Source organism: uncultured Paraglaciecola sp. (assembly GCF_963977085.1).
GTDB lineage: Bacteria > Pseudomonadota > Gammaproteobacteria > Enterobacterales > Alteromonadaceae > Paraglaciecola.
Genome location: NZ_CAXBNC010000030.1, coordinates 1 through 20,321 on the forward strand (window position 1 = coordinate 1; position 20,321 = coordinate 20,321).

Below are 20,321 nucleotides of genomic sequence, written 5' to 3' on the forward strand. Positions count from 1 at the left end.
CTCGCGACCCCCGGCGTGACAGGCCGGTATTCTAACCAACTGAACTACCGCTCCGTACTATTATTATTGCTAACACTAATACTTTGCTGCATTATCAAAACGAAACTAGATAGAAAATGGCGGAACGGACGAGACTCGAACTCGCGACCCCCGGCGTGACAGGCCGGTATTCTAACCAACTGAACTACCGCTCCAGTTTTCTTTCTAATTTCAACGACTTACAAGGAATTCTTTGGAACCACCTCGTTAACCGCGGCGCAGATAATACGGCTTCACCCTATACTAGTCAATAGCTTTTTTACATGAAATTCAGTTAATAGTATCGATTGCTGTAGTAATGAGCAATTTGCTGAATAAGCAGACAATCAATCAATCTTTTGGGATGCCTAAGTCCATAAAGCCTGGGTCTGACTGTTCTTTTGTCTGAGGTTTATTTTCTTTTGGCTGTTCTTTTTCCTTAGATTTAAATATTTTTGCAAACATTCCTTCTTTTTTAACCAATTCTTTTTTATCTAAGGGGGCTTTTTTCTTTCTGGTAAATTTAAAATCTGGTTTTTTGTCCAAGGTTAGCCACCAAATCAAGCCGCCCCCAACAATTAATAGAAATAAATTAATTGTCACAATCAGTGAAACTAACATAGAAGTAGACATTCCTACATTTTCAGGTGCGTCGGGTGTCTTGGCTAATATGTTTTGTTGCTCACTTCCATCTAACATTGTGGGGTCACCCATACCGGGCGCTATTGCCTCAATAACTGGATCAGGCTCCTCAGTAAGAAAACTGTATTCAGGCACATCTAAAATAAACTCTCTGCCGTCTGTTGTGTTCCCATAAGCAGTCAACTTAACACGGTATACACCGTACTCGTAGTTCACTATTAAATACTCGCGTACATCCGCAGACATATCAGTTATTGAGAAATTCTGAATATCACCATTTGGAAAACGTACTTTTCCATCAAGTAATAAGGTGGACATGTCTACATATTCACGCTGCGCATCTACTTTCAACTTATGGTAACCATCGCCTCCCCCATCAAGTTCGATATCCACTTTAATGGGATTGGCTAAAAGCATAATATTTGGATCCACCTGCTCACGAGTAAACATAGGTGTAGAGACGGAAAAAGTTGGGATCCATTCACCGTCGGCTATCGCTAAGTTAAATTGCCCAGTAAACACGCCATCTAAGGGCCGTTCGTCCATACCTTTACCATTGTCTTCAAAAATGGCGACTACCTCAGTGTTAGCACCAAAGTTGTTGTAGTTAGGATTGTTGGTGCTAGATAATGAAATGGTCAATTCAACCACATCTCTGAAAGCGGTGTAATCAATAGGTATATTGTTATTGGTTAAGTAGGCTGATTGTTTCAGGATTTCACCTGAAAAGATCATGGCAGGCAAAGGATCAGCATGTAATGCTAAGTCACTTATCACCATGACTCGGCTTTCAGGAGTAATTTGTCCTACCGCTTGCCAAGGCCCAGGTGTGGGGTTTTTAATATTGATCATGTCGTAGGTGGCAGAATCAAACCAAAAAATGTTTTCACCATCGGCATTGGATTGAAAAATTTTGGATCCATCTGGTCGCACTAACACTATGGGTGCAGAACCGAATTTACGAAAAAATATCATAGTAATATCATCGACTTCGTAATCGATTCTAAATCGATTTTGCAGCAACTCGATACCATTATGATATTTCGATCCCAATTGGATCAGAGGCGAACCTTCCCCTTGACTACTATCTTGGCCATTTGCAGATTGTGCGCTGTCTTGCGTACTTTGGGGAATGGCTTGTACCGACAAGCTTGTGTATGCAAACAGCCATAATATAAGAGCAGATACGACCGGTTTTAACATGTTTACTCAACTCTCTATTTTGTCATTATTGACGCCATAAGCAGGCCCCACCTTTTTCAGCCACTATGTCTAAGCGACGCTCATGCTGTTCTAATTCATCGGCCGTTGCCATAACAACCTTTAACGGTTTTCTATTTGTAGGCAGCCTACGGATAGTTTCTACTTGCCTGCCACCTTCTGTATTAGCCTTACCACTTAAGTTGAGGTCAGTTTGGCCACCCGTCATCATCAGGTATACGTCGGCCAAAATTTCTGCATCTAATAACGCACCGTGTTTCTCTCGATGGGAGTTATCTATGCCATAACGCCTGCATAATGCATCGAGGTTATTCTTTTGCCCAGGATGGATCTGCCTTGCTAGATCTAAAGTATCGAGCACAGTGCACATTTTTGCAGATTCTTTAACTGCTAGGCCTGACAGACGACTAAACTCATGATCCATAAACCCAATATCAAATGGGGCGTTGTGTATCACCAATTGAGCACCACTAATAAATTCAATGAATTCTTTAGCCACCGAACTAAATACAGGTTTGTCGGCCAAATATTCATTGGTGATGCCATGTACCTCAATGGCTTCTTGCTCAACTAAACGTTGCGGATTGATGTACACGTGAAAAGTGTTTCCAGTGAGACGACGGTTGACCATTTCAACACACCCAATCTCAATGATGCGGTGCCCTTCTTTAGGGTCTAATCCAGTGGTTTCGGTATCTAATACAATTTGGCGCATTTCACACTCTTTATAGAATTTAGTGGTATTAACAATCTTGGTCATTATACTGCGCAAAATTGAACTTGAAAGATAAACAGGCTTGAATATGAAACAAGTAGAAATTTTTACCGACGGCTCCTGCTTAGGTAACCCTGGTCCCGGTGGATATGGCGCAGTATTAATTTTTGATAAACATCGTAAAGAAATCAGTCAAGGGTTTAAACACACCACTAACAATAGGATGGAGTTGCTGGCTACTATTGAAGCACTGGTAACCTTAACCGAAGAATGCGCAGTAAACTTAACCACAGACAGCCAATATGTTAAAAATGGTATTAACCAATGGATTAAAAATTGGCGTAAAAATGGTTGGCGAACCGCAGATAAAAAACCGGTAAAAAATGTGGATTTATGGAAACGTTTAGACGAACAAGTAAACAAACATAAAGTCAGTTGGTTCTGGGTAAAAGGCCACTCTGGACATCCAGAAAACGAAGCCTGTGACCAATTGGCTCGTCAAGCAGCTGAAGGTAAAAACTTGCCAGAAGACAGTGGTTTTTCTGGCTAAGATTTTCATTTTTCGGACTAAGATTATCCAGTGATAAGTGTTTTGCCGTTACTTATCACTCCATATGGCATATTCATTTTCATTGCCATCACAAAAGTGGAATCTCTTGCCACCAGGAAACTCATAAGTAGGGGTTTTAATTGTGCCACCGGCCGACTTAATGTCTGCTTGGCTTTGCTCTAAATCATCACTGTACAGCACAACAAGCACACTGCCCTTGTCAGCAGACACACTTTGCTCTGATACATAAAGCCCGCCATCGATTCCAGCTCCGGTGATGGCGGCATAATCATCGCCATAATCAATAAATGTCCAACCAAACACTTGATTAAAAAAGGCTTTGCTCGAAGCCAAAGCTTTCACAGGGATCTCAATATAATTAATTTTATTATGTTGGCTCATAGTATTTTCCCATTGGTTAAAGGATGATGTTAACAATATGTAGACGTAAATTTTCACTAAAAATAACTAAAATTGAGGACAATCAATGCGTGTAATTGAAAATATTTGTTTATTATTGGGTCGATTATTAATGGGTAGCTATTTTATATTGCCGGGAATACAGAAAATAACCAACTACCAAACCATGACCGACTATATGCTAGCCCACAGTGTACCCGCTACCGCCTGGTTATTACCAGTCACTATTGTAATCCAAATTGTGGCAGGCTTAGCCATTATTATAGGTTTCAAAGGCAAACTGGCTGCATTTATATTAGCTGGGTTAACCTTATTTATCAGTTTATATATGCATGATTTTTGGGCTATGGCAGAAGGATTGGCACGCACCCACGAAACTCAAAACTTCTTTAAGAACATGGGTATTTTGGCGGGACTATTGATGGTCGCAAACCTTGGTACAGGTAGATTAAGTGTTGACACTAGAAAGCAGAATCTGCAGCAATAGCCTTTAGCAAAGGTCTTGATTGCATGCGTATTCATTAAACTTAAGTAAAACAAAGGCAAACATTCTTCTAATGTTGGCCTTTGTTAAACTATAAGTATTCTTAAAACTTAGCCCCTAGCCAAACCCAAACTTTATCTGCATCCACGTTAATGTCACCGGCCGAATAAGTGGCGTATTTAATACCTGCTACATAGTTTTTACCAAATTTTTTGACATAGGAAGCATTGAGTTCATTTCCCAAATCATCGACATCAAGACTAGTCTCGTCAGCTTGAAAACCATGATAGGCAATAGCCCAACCACCACCAGCTAACTTACCGGCTAAACTAATGTAGGTATCAACTAAACCTTGGGCTGGAGTTGACAAAAATTGATCTGACCAACCATTAAATTTATGTAAGGTAGCTAAAGGTGTTGAAAAACCATATAAACCATCATCAGAGCCCAATACTTCGTAACCCAACTTAGTTGTAATGCCACTAAATACAGCACCAGCCTCTAATTTCACGTAATCTACGTCATAGTCAGTTGTCGCGCTTTCATTGCTTTGTTTAGCATATTCCACTGCGTATAGTATTTTTGTTTCACCCGCTTTAGCACTGCCAGTGAAACTAAGTCCAATGGTGTCTAAAGCATTTTCAGTATCGTTATCCATTTCAAGTAAATAGCTATATCCCACCAATTTTCCAACGGAAGTGTCGTAGGACACATTTACCAAATGATCTTTTGAGTCAATATCCGCTGCTTGAGCGAAAATACGATTGCGCTGAGTAACGTAAGCATATTTTATTGATAAATCTTTAACAGGTGCATAGGCCACACTCATTGCATCAAAAGTTTGTCGATCTTGACGCCAACCAACGTGCCCCACAAAACGATGACCATCCATAGTAATAACTTGACGACCTAATTTAGCCGTTAATTTTTCGTTTTTATATTGAATAAAACCTTGGTCTAGCTCTGTGGTTTCAGGATCCGCAATAACGGAGTAAAGACCGCTATTATATCCAGCAGGACCAACTGTAAAATCACCTTGGCCCATCACTATGCGTGAATCTTCCATTTCAATTGTGGCAGAAAAACCGTTTACACTACCAGATGTATAACCAAGACGAGTACGCAATGTTAAAGCACTTGCATCTTTGGCAGTATTATCTTGCTCAACACTTTCATAACGTAAGTTAAAATCGCCATAGGCTTTACCAGTAGTTAAGGCTTCGGTCACAGACTGCGCAAATACACTTTGGCTAACAGTTACGCCCAGGAACGCTGCTGCTAAGGCTAGTTTCAATTTAGATAGTTGTAGTGTTCTCATGGTCTTCTCTCTTATTTTAGGCATTACTCGGCTAAGCTCATTACCAAAGGTACAAGCGAGCTGAATAGTTCAGTTAAAGTCAATTCGTTTTATAGAAAAATTTCGAATCAATATGGCTTATGCCGCATTGCTTCCTTTTGAAGTATTAGAAGATAATTCGTCCTTAGACTTTTTACGTGCTGCAACAGATTCCACCTTGCGCTGCTTCTCATATAGGAACTTCAGTACTTCGTGACGGTAGTGGTTATATTTGGGGTTGTCTGCCAATTGAATACGGTTTCTAGGTCTCGCTAATTCAATAGGTAGAATTTCGCCAATAGTGGCGGCAGGGCCATTGGTCATCATCACTATTCTGTCTGAAAGTAACACCGCCTCATCTACGTCATGGGTGATCATAATCACGGTATTACCTAGCTGAGCATGAATTTCCATAACTGAATCCTGCAGATGAGCACGAGTTAACGCATCCAGCGCACCAAAAGGTTCATCCATCAATAATACTTTAGGCTCCATTGCTAATGCCCGAGCAATTCCCACGCGTTGCTTCATTCCTCCAGAAATTTCCGCAGGCAGCTTGTCAACCGCATGACTCATATGCACGAGCTCTAAGTTATGTTCAACCCACTCTTTCATTTCTTTTTTTGAGCGACCATTGGGGGTTTGTTTTACCGCAAGTTCAACGTTTTTGTAGGCTGAAAGCCATGGTAGCAAAGAGTGATTTTGAAATACCACGGCTCGCTCTGGTCCTGGCTCATTGACTTCTTCATTATCCAATATCACCCCACCTGTAGTTGCCTGATATAAGCCCGCAACAATATTTAATACTGTCGATTTACCGCAACCTGAGTGACCTATTAACGAAATAAATTCTCCCTTTTCAATCTTTAGATTGACGTCTTTTAAAGCAGTAAATGGCCCTTTTGCAGTTGGAAAGTCAATTCCTACTTGTGTTAATTCTAAATGATGGCTACTCATAATATTTTCCTCACAATAATTGCTAATCGCTTCCCAGTTACTTAACGCAATACAGCGCTTTTATCCCAGCTGACTTTTCTTTGTAGCATTAACATTAACCTGTCTAATGCAAAGCCAATCACACCAATAGTCAATACTGCTACCATGATCCGAGCTAACGATTCAGAACTGCCATTTTGAAATTCATCCCAAACAAACTTTCCTAAACCTGGATTCTGAGCAAGCATTTCTGCAGCAATCAAAACCATCCATCCAATCCCAAGGGATAAACGTAAACCCGTAAATATTGCAGGTATGGAAGAAGGTAAAACAATCTTAATTACGTGTGAAAGAGCATTCAGTCTTAGTACCTTACTTACGTTGAGTAAGTCTTGGTCGATACTCGATACTCCCACAGCAGTGTTAATCAAAGTCGGCCACAAACAACACAAGGAAACAGTTACCGCTGACGTAATAAAAGACTTAGAAAACATCGGATCTGTGCTGACATAAACGGCGCTCACTACCATAGTCACTAGAGGTAGCCATGCTAAAGGAGATACAGGTTTAAATAATTGGATAAGGGGGTTGATAGCGGTATACGCATTTTTACTTAGCCCACATATGATCCCCAAAGGGATGGCCAATACAGAGGCCACAATAAACCCAACCATGACTGTATATAAACTGGTCCAAATTTGCTGTAAGAAAGTCGGTGCACCAGTAAAAGCTCTAATCTTAGGTTGATAACTAGGATCCTTAGCTACACGTGTTGCGTTACGCTCATCCTGACGCTGGTAAAATTTATCGGCTTTGTCCATTTGTGCGTTGTGCTCATCTACTAAGACTTTAGTTTGCTCCCAAACTGCAGCAGGACCAGGGAACTTACCTAAAGAGGTATCAATATTTTTTGCCATCAAGCTCCACAACCCTAGAAAGATAACAATTCCAACAATAGGTAAAGCAGTAGCACTTAAAAATTGATTTAAAGTTGGCCAGTTAACTTGTTTGACTTGATTAAAAATCATAGGGATCGCTTGTTGTTTACTCATATTCAACACTCCATGATAGCTGGGGCTTCGCCCCACCCGCTCTTAAAACTAATTAAATTTGGCTGTCATTCTTAAGACCAATCGTAAACTTGTCTAAGTAAGCGTTTGGTTGACTGCCGTCATATACAATATTGTCAATAAAGTGTTTTTGAGCGGGTTTGAAGCCAGACTCAGTCGCAAATTCGGGAAAATCAGAAGGTTTAGCTCTACCTTCAGCAATTAACGCTTTGGCTGCTTGCGCATATATATCCGGACGGTAAACCTGCTTTGCTATATCTTTATACCAAGAGTCAGTCTTTGGCTCTGCAATTTGCCCCCAGCGACGCATTTGCGTCAAATACCAAATCGCATCACTGTAAAAAGGATAAGTTGCGTTGTAACGGAAAAAAACATTGAAATCAGGCACATCCCGTTTATCACCTTTTTCGTATTCAAAGGTCCCCGTCATACTGTTAGCGATAACTTCGTAATCAGCTCCAACATATTGACTTTTGGCTAAAATTTTCACGGCTTCTGGTCGGTTCGCATTGTTGTTTGCATCTAACCACATGGCCGCTCTGATCATCGCCTTAACCACACGGATATGGGTATTAGGGTATTTGTCAGCCCATCCTTTACTGACACCAAAGACTTTTTCAGGATTATCTTTCCAAATCTCATAATCTGTTACTACAGGTACACCAATTCCTTTGAATACTGCTTGCTGATTCCAAGGCTCACCTACACAATAACCATAGATAGTGCCGGCTTCCATAGTAGAAGGCATCTGTGGTGGTGGAGTAACAGATAACAAAGCATCAGCATCAATTTGACCACTAGTGTCCCCTTTATGTGGCGCATAAAATCCAGGATGAATACCACCGGCTGCTAGCCAGTAACGTAATTCATAATTATGAGTAGACACAGGAAAGACCATCCCCATTTTGAATGGTTTGCCTTTGCTTTTAAAATCGTCAACCACAGGCTTGAGGGAGTCAGCTGAAATGGGGTGAACCGGTTTGCCATTTTCGTGAGGAACATGTTTTTTCATTTCTTTCCAAATGTCATTGGAAACGGTTATTGCATTACCATTTAGGTCCATACTAAAGGCTGTGATGATATCCGCTTTGGTACCATAACCAATAGTTGCGCCTAAAGGTTGGCCCGCTAACATGTGCGCCCCATCCAACTGTCCATCAATAACTCTATCGAGCAGTACTTTCCAGTTTGCTTGGGCTTCAAGGGTCACATAAAGGCCTTCTTCTTCGAAGTAGCCTTTTTCATAGGCAACGGCAAGTGGCGCCATATCGGTTAATTTAATGAAACCAATTTTTAATTCTTCCTTCTCTGGCCAGCCTAACTCCTCTGCTGATACACAGGTTGCAATTACTGCACCTGATAAGACGGTTGATATCACACCCACTCGGAGTGACTTAACCACTAGTTTAAATGCACTTAATAACTTTAGATTAGCCATTTGCTACTCCGATTTTTAGCCAAAAAAAAACCCGCAAAGACTCCAGGACACGGAAAGTCTTTGCGGGCTACACTGCCTATTTGCAACCAGGCGTCATCGCATGGTTACAATTATTTTTTAACGCATTAGGACGTTGAACGCCTCTAATTATTATTTGCGACAAAGGTAAAAAATACACATGGTCGCTATTCACTTAGTACTAAGCAGCAATAATGCCAACTTTATATTTTGTTTAATATCAACAACTTAAGTAAAACCCCAAAAATCAAATGACAACAGTTGATGCTAAAAAAGTGCATATTTGCACTGCAGCAGTGCCTTAAGCGCACTCTAAAAATTTTTTAATGGGTAATTTTTGATTCGAAGCTAAGCCGCTACAGCCGTGGGTAACATGTTTTAGTTAAAACTAAACACGATCAAAACGACGAGCAGTAAAAACTGCAACACACACAACCCTTTGTAAAATAACAAAGGGTTACTCTGTAATAAGGGTTTATTTTGGATGTCTCTCAAGATAGCAGTAGTAGGCCGAGATAAATTAGTTTGTAGCTCTGAAAAAGCCTCATATCGCATCGAAGGATTGGGTTGTAATGCTTTACGTAAAGTTAAATCAAGCCATTGGGGCAAATCGGCTCTGGTTTTGGTTAAAGGTTGATAAAGCCATTCTTCATAACGCTTAGGCACATAGTCTTTAAATTTAAACGCTCTGAATGGTAAATGCCCGGTCAACATTTCGTAAATCACAACAGCCACAGAAAACATATCACTTTTGTGATCACAACCTTGTCTTAATAAATATTCTGGCGCGATATAATGCACTGCGCCCAATGCAACGGGTTCTTCTGGCAATGAGTTTGTCTCGGCTAAAGCATTAACTAATACAGTACCAAAATCGATCAGTTTTACCTCGCCGTGATGATCTATCATTACGTTTTCTGGTTTCACATCACGATGCACCATGTCTTTACGTTGCAACACTCGCAATGCCGTCACTAATTGATTAATGATACTGCGCACCTGTTCCAGGGACGGTTTGGGGTTATCAAACATCCATTGGCGTAAGGTTTGACCTTCTATATATTCACAAATGTGATACATAAACTTAGCTTCAGCACTGCGCTTAAATATGCCCATCACATTGTGATGTTTGATGTGTTGACCTACCCATTCTTCACGTAAAAAACCGCTTAAATAGATAGGATCATCAGCAAAATGTTGAGAAGGAATTTTCAAACCATAGGTTTTACCATCTTGTTCATTTATGACTTTATATAAGCTACTGCGTGTGCCGTTAAACAGGGTTTGCATCACCTTGTAACCCTCGAGCTTCATTCCAGGCTCCAAAGCTGGAGGCATGGCCAATCGAGTGATTTGTCGGTAGTGCTCGTCTAAACTGACATTTGGCAAGCTTTTTACGAATACCAGCAAACAAGTCACATTATCGTTACTGCCCGCCTTTATTGCCGCGTCTACAATGCTTTTAGCTCGCTGTTCTAAAGAAAGCTCTTGCTTTTGAAGTAGTACAATTAAGGTTTTCGAGGGTAAAAATTCATGTACTCCATCGGAAGTAAAAATAAACAAATCATTTACTTTTAATTCAAGGGTACTGAAATCAACATCTAGATGGGGTTCAAGGCCGATTGCTCGGGTCAATACGTTACGTTGTCCTTGGCGCGACACATGATCAGTAGTGAGTTGTTCAAACTCACCTCTTTGTAATCTGCTAATACGGCTATCACCGGTGTGTAATATAAATCCTGACGCAGACTTAAACACCATGCCACTAAAAGTGGTGATCATTTGGCTATGACCACCATGTTCATAATCGTGCTGTCCATGACACCAACGATTTAAACCATGTAAAACTTTGCTTACGGCGCGCTTAACCGTCCACGTTTCTGGGGTTTGGTGATAATCTTCAATAAAATTAGTCACACAAGTAATAGCAGCTTCGCGAGCTCGAGTACAAACGCTTACCCCGTCTGCAATAGCCGCCACTGCCCCTTTAGATTCAAGACTCTGATCTTGGGGCATAAAGGCGGCAAAAGCATCTTGATTTTCCGCCTTTACCCCTTTGCTGGAAAAACCACCCAATTCTACTTCTAGTTTTTCCAATATCGAATCACCTAAACGTAAAGATGCTAAATTGATCAAGTAACTTGATTAGGTGACTTGAATAAGTTCAACGCTGCCGTCTTCTTTCACTTCAGTAATAGTGCCACTTGGCTCTTGCATAAACAATAATGTCACAAAACCCAATACCGCAGTACTAGCAATCACCAGAAAGAAAGTCGAAGTATCAACTAAAGAATAAACCGTTAAGTAGACTACAGCACCAACGTTGCCATAAGCACCTGTCATGCCAGCAATTTGCCCTGTTAGTCGACGTTTTATCAGTGGTACCGCCGCAAATACAGCCCCCTCCCCTGATTGCACAAAAAACGAACATGCCATAACGGCTAACACTGCCAACCAAATCGGCCAACTCGCGTCAATAAAGCTCAAACACAAATAACCCAAGGCAAGACCAGCAGTCAGGATAAGTAAAGTTTTCTTACGACCGTATTTATCTGATAATAAACCACCACCTGGACGGGACATTAAATTCATAAAGGCGTACATACCCGCTAATAAACCTGCAGTGGCCATACTCAATTCAAAGGTTTCAGCAAAAAATGCGGGCAACATAGATATCACCGCCAGCTCAGATCCAAAAGTAGCAAAATACAGAATATTTAATACCGCAACTTGCTTAAACTGGTACTGATGAATTTCAGGTACTGGGGTGACAAAAATATCTTTATTCACTTTGTACGTAGCATAAATGTCGTAGATGTATAATGAGATTAAGCCAATATAGATTATCACAGCAACAGTTTCACTCAGCAGCGACACGCCCTGAGGTGACAACTTCCAGTTCAATAACGCTAACGCCAAATACATAGGGGTTTTCATCACCAAAAGCAGATAAAAATCTTTAACGCTGGTGACTTCCATACCACCTAAATTTTTAGGGCGAAAGTAAGTTGACCCTTTAGGTGTATCTGTCGTATTTTTAAAATACACCACACTAAATAGTAAACTCATTAGTCCGGTGATGCCCACCGCATAACGCCAGCCGTCTTCACCACCAAACAACAAAGCAATAGTCGGCAAAGTGAAAGCGGCAGCTGCTGAACCAAAGTTACCCCAACCACCGTACACGCCTTCAGCTGTACCAAGTTCTTTAGGCGGAAACCATTCACTGACCATACGAATTCCCACAACAAATCCGGCACCAATACAACCAAGAGCAAAACGTGCTACGACTAATTGGGTAAAACTGTCTGCAAAGGCAAACATAAAGCAAGGAATAGAGCAGATAGCCAGTAGGCTTGAGTAGACGATGCGTGGTCCAAACTTATCCGTCAATGCGCCTATAATCACACGGGCCGGTATGGTCAAGGCAACATTGATTATCAATAGTGTTTTCCACTCACTGAGTGTCAGACCCACACCATCTACAATGGCTCCCTTTAGTGGTGCCATGTTGAACCACACCATAAAAGTAATAAAAAATGCAATCCACGATAGATGTAGGGTTTTCATTTTGCCGGTAAAGGACAATAAATTAAATTTATCTACACTCATTTGTAATACTCACTAATGAAAAAAAAGTAAAAAAAAACCCATAATGACTCAGAATACTCAGTCATTATGGGCTACATTGCCGCGCTGCTAAAATTAATTGCAGCAATTGGTTTAAAGCTTAATATTTAAGCTAATCCAAAAGATGTTTTTGGTTAACACTCCTATTTGTCAATGCAAAATAAGCGCCAATAATAATTACCTTTCAATTCAACAAGTTAAAAATTTAGAGTCTTTAAAAATTGAATTTCTACCACCACTAAAGTGCGAAACGCACCAGACTGGTGCCAATTCAGTAACTTATTAACCAGAGCGACGAAAAAATTGTACAGCTTGATCTTCCAGTTTCAGGCGCATTTGCTGATAAATATCTGGCCTAAACACTTGCCTAACAATATCCATAGGCACGTCAATACCTTTTAGCTGCCCCGCATTTCTCATTTGACTAATTAACCATTCACCTCGAATATATTCAGGTACATTAATTGAACCATTATTCGATTTGGAAAACTGATTATAAGAAGGTATCGCCCGAGGTGGCATGGAAATATGGGTTAAACAACTACCAATTAGAGACGGTGCAATTACCTCAACCGACGCATCTAAATACTGATCTGTACTGAGCAAACGAGCCGCCTCAAATCGGTTAGGAATATTTTCTAACCAGATACAAGCTTGTTTTAACGCAGCAGTTAATGCCAATACTGTATTGGGTTTAGCCTTCTGAAAACTAGCCAACAACCCTAACACTTTTTCAGGACTATCTTGCCAGATATCAAATGAAGTCAGCGCCGTTAAGCCAATACCTGCTCTTACCGCCTTAGCGTTCCAAGGTCCACCCACACAACAACCGTCCACTTCACCGCTTTCTAAAAAGGCCACCATATTCACTGGGGGCACCACCACTATGTCCAAATCCACTTCAGAAATATTAGCTGACGCTAACCAATCTTTAAGTTGATAATAGTGACAACTATAGGGAAACACAGTGGCAAACTTTAGTTTTGGACGGTTTTGCTTTTTGCGTACACTGATCACTTTTTGCAATAAATATGCAGCCAAAGGCAAAGTAACATGAGCGAGTTGATTCTCTTTTAAAATTTCTTGATGTAACTTTTCAGACAAAGTGATGGCATTACCATTTAGACTCAGTACTAAGGGCGTAATCACATTAACTTTGGGGCACCCCAAACCTAAAGAACTCGCCAATGGCATAGGTGCCAACATTTGTGTCGCATCCAATAAACCAGCGTGTAACTTGTCTCTAAGGGTCGCCCAGGAATTTTGTTTCTGTAACTTAACATTCAAGCCCCACTGACTAAAAAATCCCATTTCTTTAGCCACAATTAATGGCGCCGAGTCTGTCAGTGGTATAAAACCTAGGGTTAAATCTGTTTGTTCAGGTTCAATCATGCTTGTGACCTAATAAATTAAATAGTGTTGAGTAAAGAGATAAGTGTTTTTGCCACATCGTCCAATTTTTGCCCTGTATCCATGGCAGTCTTGCGCATGGCTTTAAAAGCATCGTCTTCCGATAGGTTCTTTTTTTTCATTAACAATCGTTTAGCCTGATCAATCAAATTGCGAGACGCCAATTGTTGTTTAGTATCACTTAACTCTTCTTTTAGTTTTTGAAACTCACGGAAACGTGCCAATGCAGCATCTAAAATCGGTTTCACTCGCTCGGTTTGCAAATCGCCAACAACATAAGCGCTCACCCCAGATTCGATACATTGATTAATAGTATCGGTATCCTTTTCCCCTGAGAACATCACCACAGGCTTGGGACTGAAGTGCGAAATAGTACTAAGACTTTCTAAAATATCGCGACTTGGTGATTCAATATCAATCACAATAATATCTGGCTGTAATTCATCGACTTGTTTTAACAATGACGTATCTGGACTGGCGAGGTGACTTATTTTGTATCGCGAATTATTAAGCGCAGACGTCAAGGACTCCGCTCTTTGGCGATTTTCATCAATTAGCAAAATACGCAATTCTGGTATCACGTTGTTTTGCTTTTTGGATAAGGCGGTATGTTGCAAGCTAACTTTCCGAGCGATAGTAAGATTCTTTCATGACAATGCATTAGCAAGCCATGCGCCAAATTAAATGCTCATAGATATCAAGAAGTTAAATATTTAGATGTAAATAAAAAGTATTCCAATAAACCAAACAAGTGCAAATGCACTGTGATGGTGCTCATCAGGTAGGGATTTGCCCTTTCCTTAACTGCTTAATTAATTCAACGAGGCGTATAATTTTAATATTCGACAATTGGCGATAATCAAAATACGGACAAACAAGCAACCTGTTGTCTAAGTCGACAGCAAATTCATGGTCTAACCATCTCAGCGTGGTGGGTAAATTGAGTGATTTAGCGTAGATTTTGCCCATTATAATATCTATGGAGCCGCTAGTTTTTTGGTAATTTGGTGAGCTTGTTGGAGCAGAAAACACTAAGGAAGTGTTCGAGGCGCTTTGCAGCAAAATCTTATCTCGAAAAGACTGCCAACTTTGGGCCGCTTGCAATGCAACAAGACTTTCAATCTTTAATGCAAATACCAGTTTGGCATACACATTAAAGACTTTGCGCCAACCGTTACCACAAGCTAGACCAATCTCTTGTATTTCCCCTAAAGAAAGTGGCTTAACAGTGGTCAAATTTGAGTAGTCGGCAAAATCAGGGCGATTAGCGATATAAACCTTAAACTGGGCAAAGGGATCACCCAGTCCTACTAATGTGCTCTTGCGCGGCATTTAGTTTGAGCCGTTACTCCCAAGTTTTTTTAAATCGTCTTCAATACAACTAATCATTTCCTCTGCCTCAAGCATAATGCCTTCTTCGTCATTGCTTAAAGGGAAAACCAGAATTAAGGTATTGTTGTTTTTCATTCCAGGTAACCAGATATCTAACCACTCCACAAAATCAATTTGTTTTGGCTCAAAATTTGGAAACTCATCTTTAACCCAAGCCTCTGCAAATTCTTTATGTGGCCAAATAGGAATACACGCATCTTCATCTGCTTTGAGCATCACCCAACCACTCTCACCATACAGTCCCCATAAACTTTGTTTTTCTATCATTTGCGTCAATGCATATTCAAAACGTAGCTCGGGTAACATTTTACTAAGTTCGAGAAAATCTGCTGATGAAATTTCGTTCATATTAATATCCTAATTTCCATTTACATAAAACCACTATTTCTACTGTTTTACGCTTAATTATTTGGCATCTTCAAAGCTCACTTAAATCAGGTACTGAAAATTAAGGTCGCCAAAAAAAATAGCGGCACACAATACATGAAGTGGCGCATAAGTTCCAAACAGAAAAGGTATAACTAAAAACTAATACGCTCCCTTTTTAAAAATGATCACTTTGCGAACCTTGAAAGACTCTTAAGGCTAAACACCTTAACTTGCTGCTGGTGCTGGTGCTTGAGTCGTGTGAAAATGACTAAAATTATAAAATAAGTAGGACAATTTTTATGACTCCCCACAAAAGCCTAATAAAAACCTTAATAACAACCTATGGCTTAATTGCATTAACAGCATGTAGCAGCATTGCGCCACTCGATCCCATTATCGGGGATACAGGCAAACCTTTTTCAGATGTTGCCAAAAGCACGGATGTGATCAGCTATGGTTTAGACCTTGAAATATTTCCAGAAAGCAAAAGCATTGCAGGAGTCGGTTACAGTCAGTTTTTGATTACCCAAGACACTTCACAAGTTGAATTAAAACTGGATAGCCGTTTTGATATTATTAAGGTGCTAGTTGATGATAGACCTGCGACGTATCAACGAATTGAGGGAGTTATCACTATTGATTTAGGGAAATCTAAAACAACGGGTGATACAGTTAATATTGCCGTTCATTATTTCGGTAAACCACATATAGCGTTAAATGCTCCTTGGTCCGGAGGTTTTGTTTGGAGTGAAACAGATAACGGAATGCCTTGGATAGCGACCGCTGTACAAGGTGAAGGATGTGATTTATTTTGGCCATGTAAAGATCATTTTGCTGACAAAGCAGACAGCATGGAAATTTCGCTAACTGTGCCTAAGTCTTTGAGCGCAGTAACAAATGGAGTGTTGCAATCCATTGATAATATTGGAACAGATAAACACAAGTTTAATTGGAAATTATCGGTACCCGCGAGTGATTATAATATTGCTTTAAACATTGGGCCATTTACTCGTATTCAGCAGTCTTATACCAGCGTCAATGGTCAGTCGGTGCCTATTGAGTTTTGGGCATTAAACCAAAACACTGAAAAAGCTCAAGACTTGATAAATAACGATTTATTGCAGCAAATCAGTTTTTACGAATCTTTACTAGGCCCCTATCCATGGGGCGATCAAAAGTTAGGTTTTGTAGAAACACCACATCTAGGTATGGAACATCAAACCATTAACGCCTATGGAAAAAATTACGTTAGAGACAAAAATGGCTTTGACTGGCTGTTACATCATGAGCTCGCCCACGAATGGTTTGGTAACCTAATTACTCATGAACAATTAAACGATGCGTGGTTACATGAAGGTTTTGGTCTTTATATGCAACCGGCATACAGTTTATATAAATTTGGAAATGCCGCTTACATTAACACTATGTATCAATCATATTTAGGTCTAGTGAATTGTTACCCTGTAGTAATGGAAGGCGTAATAACCTCAGATCAAGCTTTTAATTCTGATATTTATGGAAAAGGAGGCTGGACCTTACATACTCTGAGGTGGTTAATAGGAGACGAACTATTTTGGCAAGCCACACGGGAATTATTATACGCAACAAATGAGACTGCCTCTTTAAGCTACCCAATTGCGCCACGATATCGAAATACTCAAGACTTCATTGATATTGTTAACAAAATAACAGGTGAAGATTATACATGGCTGTTTGATGTGTATTTAAAACAAGCGGCTTTACCTGAACTATTACAAAGCCGCACGGATAATGAGTTGATTCTCACATGGCAAACACCAGAAAACTTGGCTTTTCCTATGCCGATAACGATTTCAATCAATGGCGAATCATCAGTGTACACTACTAAAGACAAGCAAATTTCAGTAGAGGTTAAGCCAGAAGATCATGTCATTATTGACCCAGATATGCAGGTTCTGCGATATCTACCTATCATTGGGTTATGTGAAGAAAATCAAGCGAAACGTAAAAAGAAACGTTAAGAATGTAGGCATAACCTGATATGACGATAGCTCGTCATATCAGGTTAGTTTGTCTTGAACTCACTGGCTAACAATGAATAAACCGCGTGATCGACATATTTGTCATATAACCACTCACATTGTCGCAAGGTTGCCTCATAGGTAAATCCTAATCGCTCTGGAATCGCTCTACTCTTATGGTTTTCTACAGCACAGCGTATCTCTATTTTATTAAGACGGTTTTCAACAAAACCATATTCTAATAATTTTTCTACCACTTTAGTCATCACACCTTTGCCATTATATGAGGCGCAAAGCCAATAACCTATCACCCCCCATTTATGCTGATAATCAAACTGATTAAATCCAGCAATACCCACCAATTTATCACGAAAAACAATAGCAAAGGTTGTCGCTTGGTTATGGTTATGTTGTTGCACTGTGTGCTCAATAAACATTTGAGTGTCTTCAAAGGTTTTTACTAGGTCTAACCACGCCAACCATGTTTTTAGATAAGCGCGGTTTCTATTAGTTAAAACATATAAACGTTCGGTAAATTCGGGAACCAAAAGCTCAATGTGGATATTGTTATCTACCTGAATTTTCATTCTTTCACTATTTTAAATCTCAAAAAATGCGATGATATTACAAGACTAGCTACTTACTCACGGATTTTTTTTGCCTCATATCAACTCAGTTCACATTTTACGCAAACAACAGTTAGCATTATCAACAAAAGAATTTAGGGCCCGAGGTTACAAAGTCAAACGCTGTGATAAATGTTTAATACCTGAAAAAAAGTGTATTTGTGCACAGCGCCCAAGCATTAAAAGTCGCAGCGCCTTTTGTTTGGTGATGTATAAAAATGAATATTACAAACCAACAAATACCGGCAAACTCATTGCAGATGTATTAGCCGACAACTATGCGTTTAGGTGGGACAGAGTTGCGCCCGAACCGGCCTTAATTGCGCTATTAAACAATCCCAAATATGCGCCTATTTTAGTTTTTCCTCAACAATATGCCGCAGCAGATAGATGTATCGACTCACCAAAAGAGTTAGTCGCTATCCAACAGGGTAAAATACCGCTTTTTGTGATGTTAGATGGCACGTGGCGTGAAGCAAGTAAAATGTTTAAAAGCCCTTCATTTGCCACATTACCGGTATTGGGCATTCAGCCCGATAAAGCATCGTCTTATCAATTGCGTGAAGCCGCTCATAGCCATCAACTCTGTACCGCTGAAGTGGCAATAGAAGTATTAAAAATGGCCGACGATAACATTGCTGCCGAAGCCCTAAAAGAATACTTTCATCAATTCAAAAAAGCCTACATAGCAGGCAAAGCACACTTAACCCTTATTTAGTTCTGATTTTTTGCTACTAAGACTCTATTTGATCGGAGTCAATTGCTTCATTGCCGAATGGTAAATTAATGAATATAGTATTTTATATACTGAACATTACTCAAAACTTATGTCCACTATCATTCAATACATTTCAGTAATCGGCGCCATTCAAGGCCTAGTATTGGCTTGTTTGTTGTTATTGTCTGCAAAAATTAATCAAGCTGGGCGTTTATTGGGGTATTGGTGCATATTTTTAGCGCTGTATTTTTTAGGGCATTTGATAATAAAAGATGGTGAACTGAATAGTTTTTCAATCTTTATTGGTTGGAGTTATTTTCTTCCCGCAAGTTATGGTGCTTTTTTATATCTATATTGCTCATTAGCCCTTAAGAATCGTCAACTTAATCAATATGATTGGCTGTACTTCACACCCGCCATACTCTGTTATGTTCTAAACATTGATATTCTGTTTGCACCAGCACATGTCAAACTCGATTTAATAACAACATCAGCACCTGACTCAATCAGTTTTCACTTAAGTCAATTAATACTATTTAGCCAAGCATTGGTGTACTTGGCTTTAAGTATAAGGTGGGTGCATCAATACCAAAAAGTATCACACAATACACTCGCACACTTCCATCCCAAAATTTTTAGCTGGCTAAATAAGCTATTACTTCTATTTGGCGTAATTTGGTTATTAAAAGCAGCACCTAGTCTCTCTGGGCAGTATTTTGTGTTATCAGATATTGCTACATGCCTAATTGTCTTGCTTATCTATAGTGTTGCAATCACGCAGTGGCGATATCCGCAGCTATTTCAAGTAGAAGATATCACTGTAAAAGAACAAACAATCGTATCAAAACATCAAACTCGAGATAGGATTTTAGACTCAAGCACACATCAAAGTTTGGCTAACGAGTTAGACAAAAACATGACATGTAACCAGCTATTCTTAAATAGCGAATTATCATTAAATGAATTAGCAAAATCCACAAAAATTAGCCCTCACCATATATCAGAAACACTCAATCAACATCTAAACAAAAATTTTTATCAATATGTTAATCAATACCGTATTGACTATTTTTGCCAACGCTTAATGGCAGACTCAAGTAAAACTATTCTCGATTTGGCCTTTGAATCAGGCTTTGCCACCAAAAGTACATTTAACGCCGTATTCAAACAAATAAAAGGCCAAACACCTAGCCAATTTAAAGCACAAATAAACAATTCTCCTCAGACAATACACTCCCAAAAACGTCCGAATAGGCCTAATTGCACTTGAGTATAGGATTAGTTCGGTCGAATCGAACTGTATAAAACGTTTGAATAGAGCTAAATAC

The 20,321-nt window shown here is 39.8% G+C and carries 19 protein-coding genes and 1 tRNA gene; 5 read left to right on the plus strand and 15 right to left on the minus strand.

Annotated features, from left to right (window positions below; genetic code table 11):
* Window positions 1–117 precede the first annotated feature (117 nt).
* The 3 genes from AAC000_RS21675 to dnaQ form a co-directional block, all read right to left on the minus strand.
* A tRNA-Asp gene (locus AAC000_RS21675) sits at window positions 118–194 on the minus strand.
* A 175-nt stretch (window positions 195–369) separates the two neighbouring features.
* Window positions 370–1,863, minus strand: a complete 1,494-nt coding sequence (locus tag AAC000_RS21680; RefSeq protein WP_339725828.1) for a TIGR03503 family protein — start codon at window positions 1,861–1,863, stop codon at window positions 370–372.
* 25 nt (window positions 1,864–1,888) lie between these two features.
* Complete coding sequence (dnaQ, locus tag AAC000_RS21685; RefSeq protein WP_339725830.1) at window positions 1,889–2,596, minus strand: DNA polymerase III subunit epsilon; 708 nt, start codon at window positions 2,594–2,596, stop codon at window positions 1,889–1,891.
* Between the two features lie 88 nt (window positions 2,597–2,684).
* On the opposite strand from dnaQ, the gene rnhA reads away from it, so the two are divergent.
* Entirely contained in the window at window positions 2,685–3,146 is a 462-nt protein-coding gene (rnhA, locus tag AAC000_RS21690) for a ribonuclease HI (protein WP_339725832.1), read from the plus strand.
* Between the two features lie 48 nt (window positions 3,147–3,194).
* Here rnhA and AAC000_RS21695 read toward each other — a convergent pair whose 3' ends face one another.
* Window positions 3,195–3,548 (minus strand): VOC family protein, encoded by a 354-nt coding sequence (locus AAC000_RS21695; protein ID WP_339725834.1) that lies wholly within the window; start codon window positions 3,546–3,548, stop codon window positions 3,195–3,197.
* A gap of 85 nt (window positions 3,549–3,633) precedes the next feature.
* Between AAC000_RS21695 and AAC000_RS21700 the strand changes: the two genes are divergently transcribed.
* Entirely contained in the window at window positions 3,634–4,053 is a 420-nt protein-coding gene (locus AAC000_RS21700) for a DoxX family protein (protein WP_339725836.1), read from the plus strand.
* A 100-nt stretch (window positions 4,054–4,153) separates the two neighbouring features.
* Here AAC000_RS21700 and AAC000_RS21705 read toward each other — a convergent pair whose 3' ends face one another.
* The 10 genes from AAC000_RS21705 to AAC000_RS21750 form a co-directional block, all read right to left on the minus strand.
* On the minus strand, window positions 4,154–5,368 hold the full coding sequence (locus AAC000_RS21705) for an alginate export family protein (RefSeq protein WP_339725838.1): 1,215 nt from the start codon (window positions 5,366–5,368) through the stop codon (window positions 4,154–4,156).
* Between the two features lie 117 nt (window positions 5,369–5,485).
* Complete coding sequence (locus tag AAC000_RS21710) at window positions 5,486–6,343, minus strand: ABC transporter ATP-binding protein (RefSeq protein ID WP_339725839.1); 858 nt, start codon at window positions 6,341–6,343, stop codon at window positions 5,486–5,488.
* 41 nt (window positions 6,344–6,384) lie between these two features.
* On the minus strand, window positions 6,385–7,374 hold the full coding sequence (locus AAC000_RS21715) for an ABC transporter permease (RefSeq protein WP_339725841.1): 990 nt from the start codon (window positions 7,372–7,374) through the stop codon (window positions 6,385–6,387).
* A 52-nt stretch (window positions 7,375–7,426) separates the two neighbouring features.
* A complete protein-coding gene (locus AAC000_RS21720) occupies window positions 7,427–8,830 on the minus strand; it encodes a CmpA/NrtA family ABC transporter substrate-binding protein (RefSeq protein ID WP_339725843.1) in 1,404 nt (467 codons plus the stop codon).
* Between the two features lie 396 nt (window positions 8,831–9,226).
* On the minus strand, window positions 9,227–10,945 hold the full coding sequence (locus AAC000_RS21725) for a bifunctional protein-serine/threonine kinase/phosphatase (protein ID WP_339725846.1): 1,719 nt from the start codon (window positions 10,943–10,945) through the stop codon (window positions 9,227–9,229).
* A 48-nt stretch (window positions 10,946–10,993) separates the two neighbouring features.
* Window positions 10,994–12,460 carry a NarK family nitrate/nitrite MFS transporter gene (locus tag AAC000_RS21730; RefSeq protein ID WP_339725848.1) on the minus strand — a complete coding sequence of 489 codons (1,467 nt, stop codon included), beginning with the start codon at window positions 12,458–12,460 and terminating at the stop codon, window positions 10,994–10,996.
* 300 nt (window positions 12,461–12,760) lie between these two features.
* Complete coding sequence (locus AAC000_RS21735; RefSeq protein WP_339725850.1) at window positions 12,761–13,870, minus strand: CmpA/NrtA family ABC transporter substrate-binding protein; 1,110 nt, start codon at window positions 13,868–13,870, stop codon at window positions 12,761–12,763.
* Window positions 13,871–13,887: 17 nt separating this feature from the next.
* Window positions 13,888–14,505 carry an ANTAR domain-containing protein gene (locus AAC000_RS21740; RefSeq protein ID WP_339725852.1) on the minus strand — a complete coding sequence of 206 codons (618 nt, stop codon included), beginning with the start codon at window positions 14,503–14,505 and terminating at the stop codon, window positions 13,888–13,890.
* Between the two features lie 160 nt (window positions 14,506–14,665).
* Window positions 14,666–15,220, minus strand: coding sequence for a hypothetical protein (locus AAC000_RS21745; protein ID WP_339725854.1), 555 nt, complete (start codon window positions 15,218–15,220; stop codon window positions 14,666–14,668).
* On the minus strand, window positions 15,221–15,628 hold the full coding sequence (locus AAC000_RS21750) for a DUF2750 domain-containing protein (RefSeq protein WP_339725855.1): 408 nt from the start codon (window positions 15,626–15,628) through the stop codon (window positions 15,221–15,223). It abuts the gene before it with no gap.
* 320 nt (window positions 15,629–15,948) lie between these two features.
* Between AAC000_RS21750 and AAC000_RS21755 the strand changes: the two genes are divergently transcribed.
* Window positions 15,949–17,649, plus strand: coding sequence for a M1 family metallopeptidase (locus AAC000_RS21755; protein ID WP_339725857.1), 1,701 nt, complete (start codon window positions 15,949–15,951; stop codon window positions 17,647–17,649).
* A 44-nt stretch (window positions 17,650–17,693) separates the two neighbouring features.
* Here the strand turns inward: AAC000_RS21755 and AAC000_RS21760 are convergent, their stop codons facing one another.
* Window positions 17,694–18,236, minus strand: a complete 543-nt coding sequence (locus tag AAC000_RS21760) for a GNAT family protein (RefSeq protein ID WP_339725859.1) — start codon at window positions 18,234–18,236, stop codon at window positions 17,694–17,696.
* 70 nt (window positions 18,237–18,306) lie between these two features.
* On the opposite strand from AAC000_RS21760, the gene AAC000_RS21765 reads away from it, so the two are divergent.
* Together AAC000_RS21765 and AAC000_RS21770 are read left to right on the plus strand one after the other, a co-directional pair.
* Window positions 18,307–18,993: a tRNA-uridine aminocarboxypropyltransferase gene (locus AAC000_RS21765; protein WP_339725860.1), complete on the plus strand. Its 687-nt coding sequence runs from the start codon at window positions 18,307–18,309 to the stop codon at window positions 18,991–18,993.
* 109 nt (window positions 18,994–19,102) lie between these two features.
* Window positions 19,103–20,263 (plus strand): helix-turn-helix domain-containing protein, encoded by a 1,161-nt coding sequence (locus AAC000_RS21770; RefSeq protein ID WP_339725861.1) that lies wholly within the window; start codon window positions 19,103–19,105, stop codon window positions 20,261–20,263.
* The last annotated feature ends 58 nt before the right edge of the window (window positions 20,264–20,321 follow it).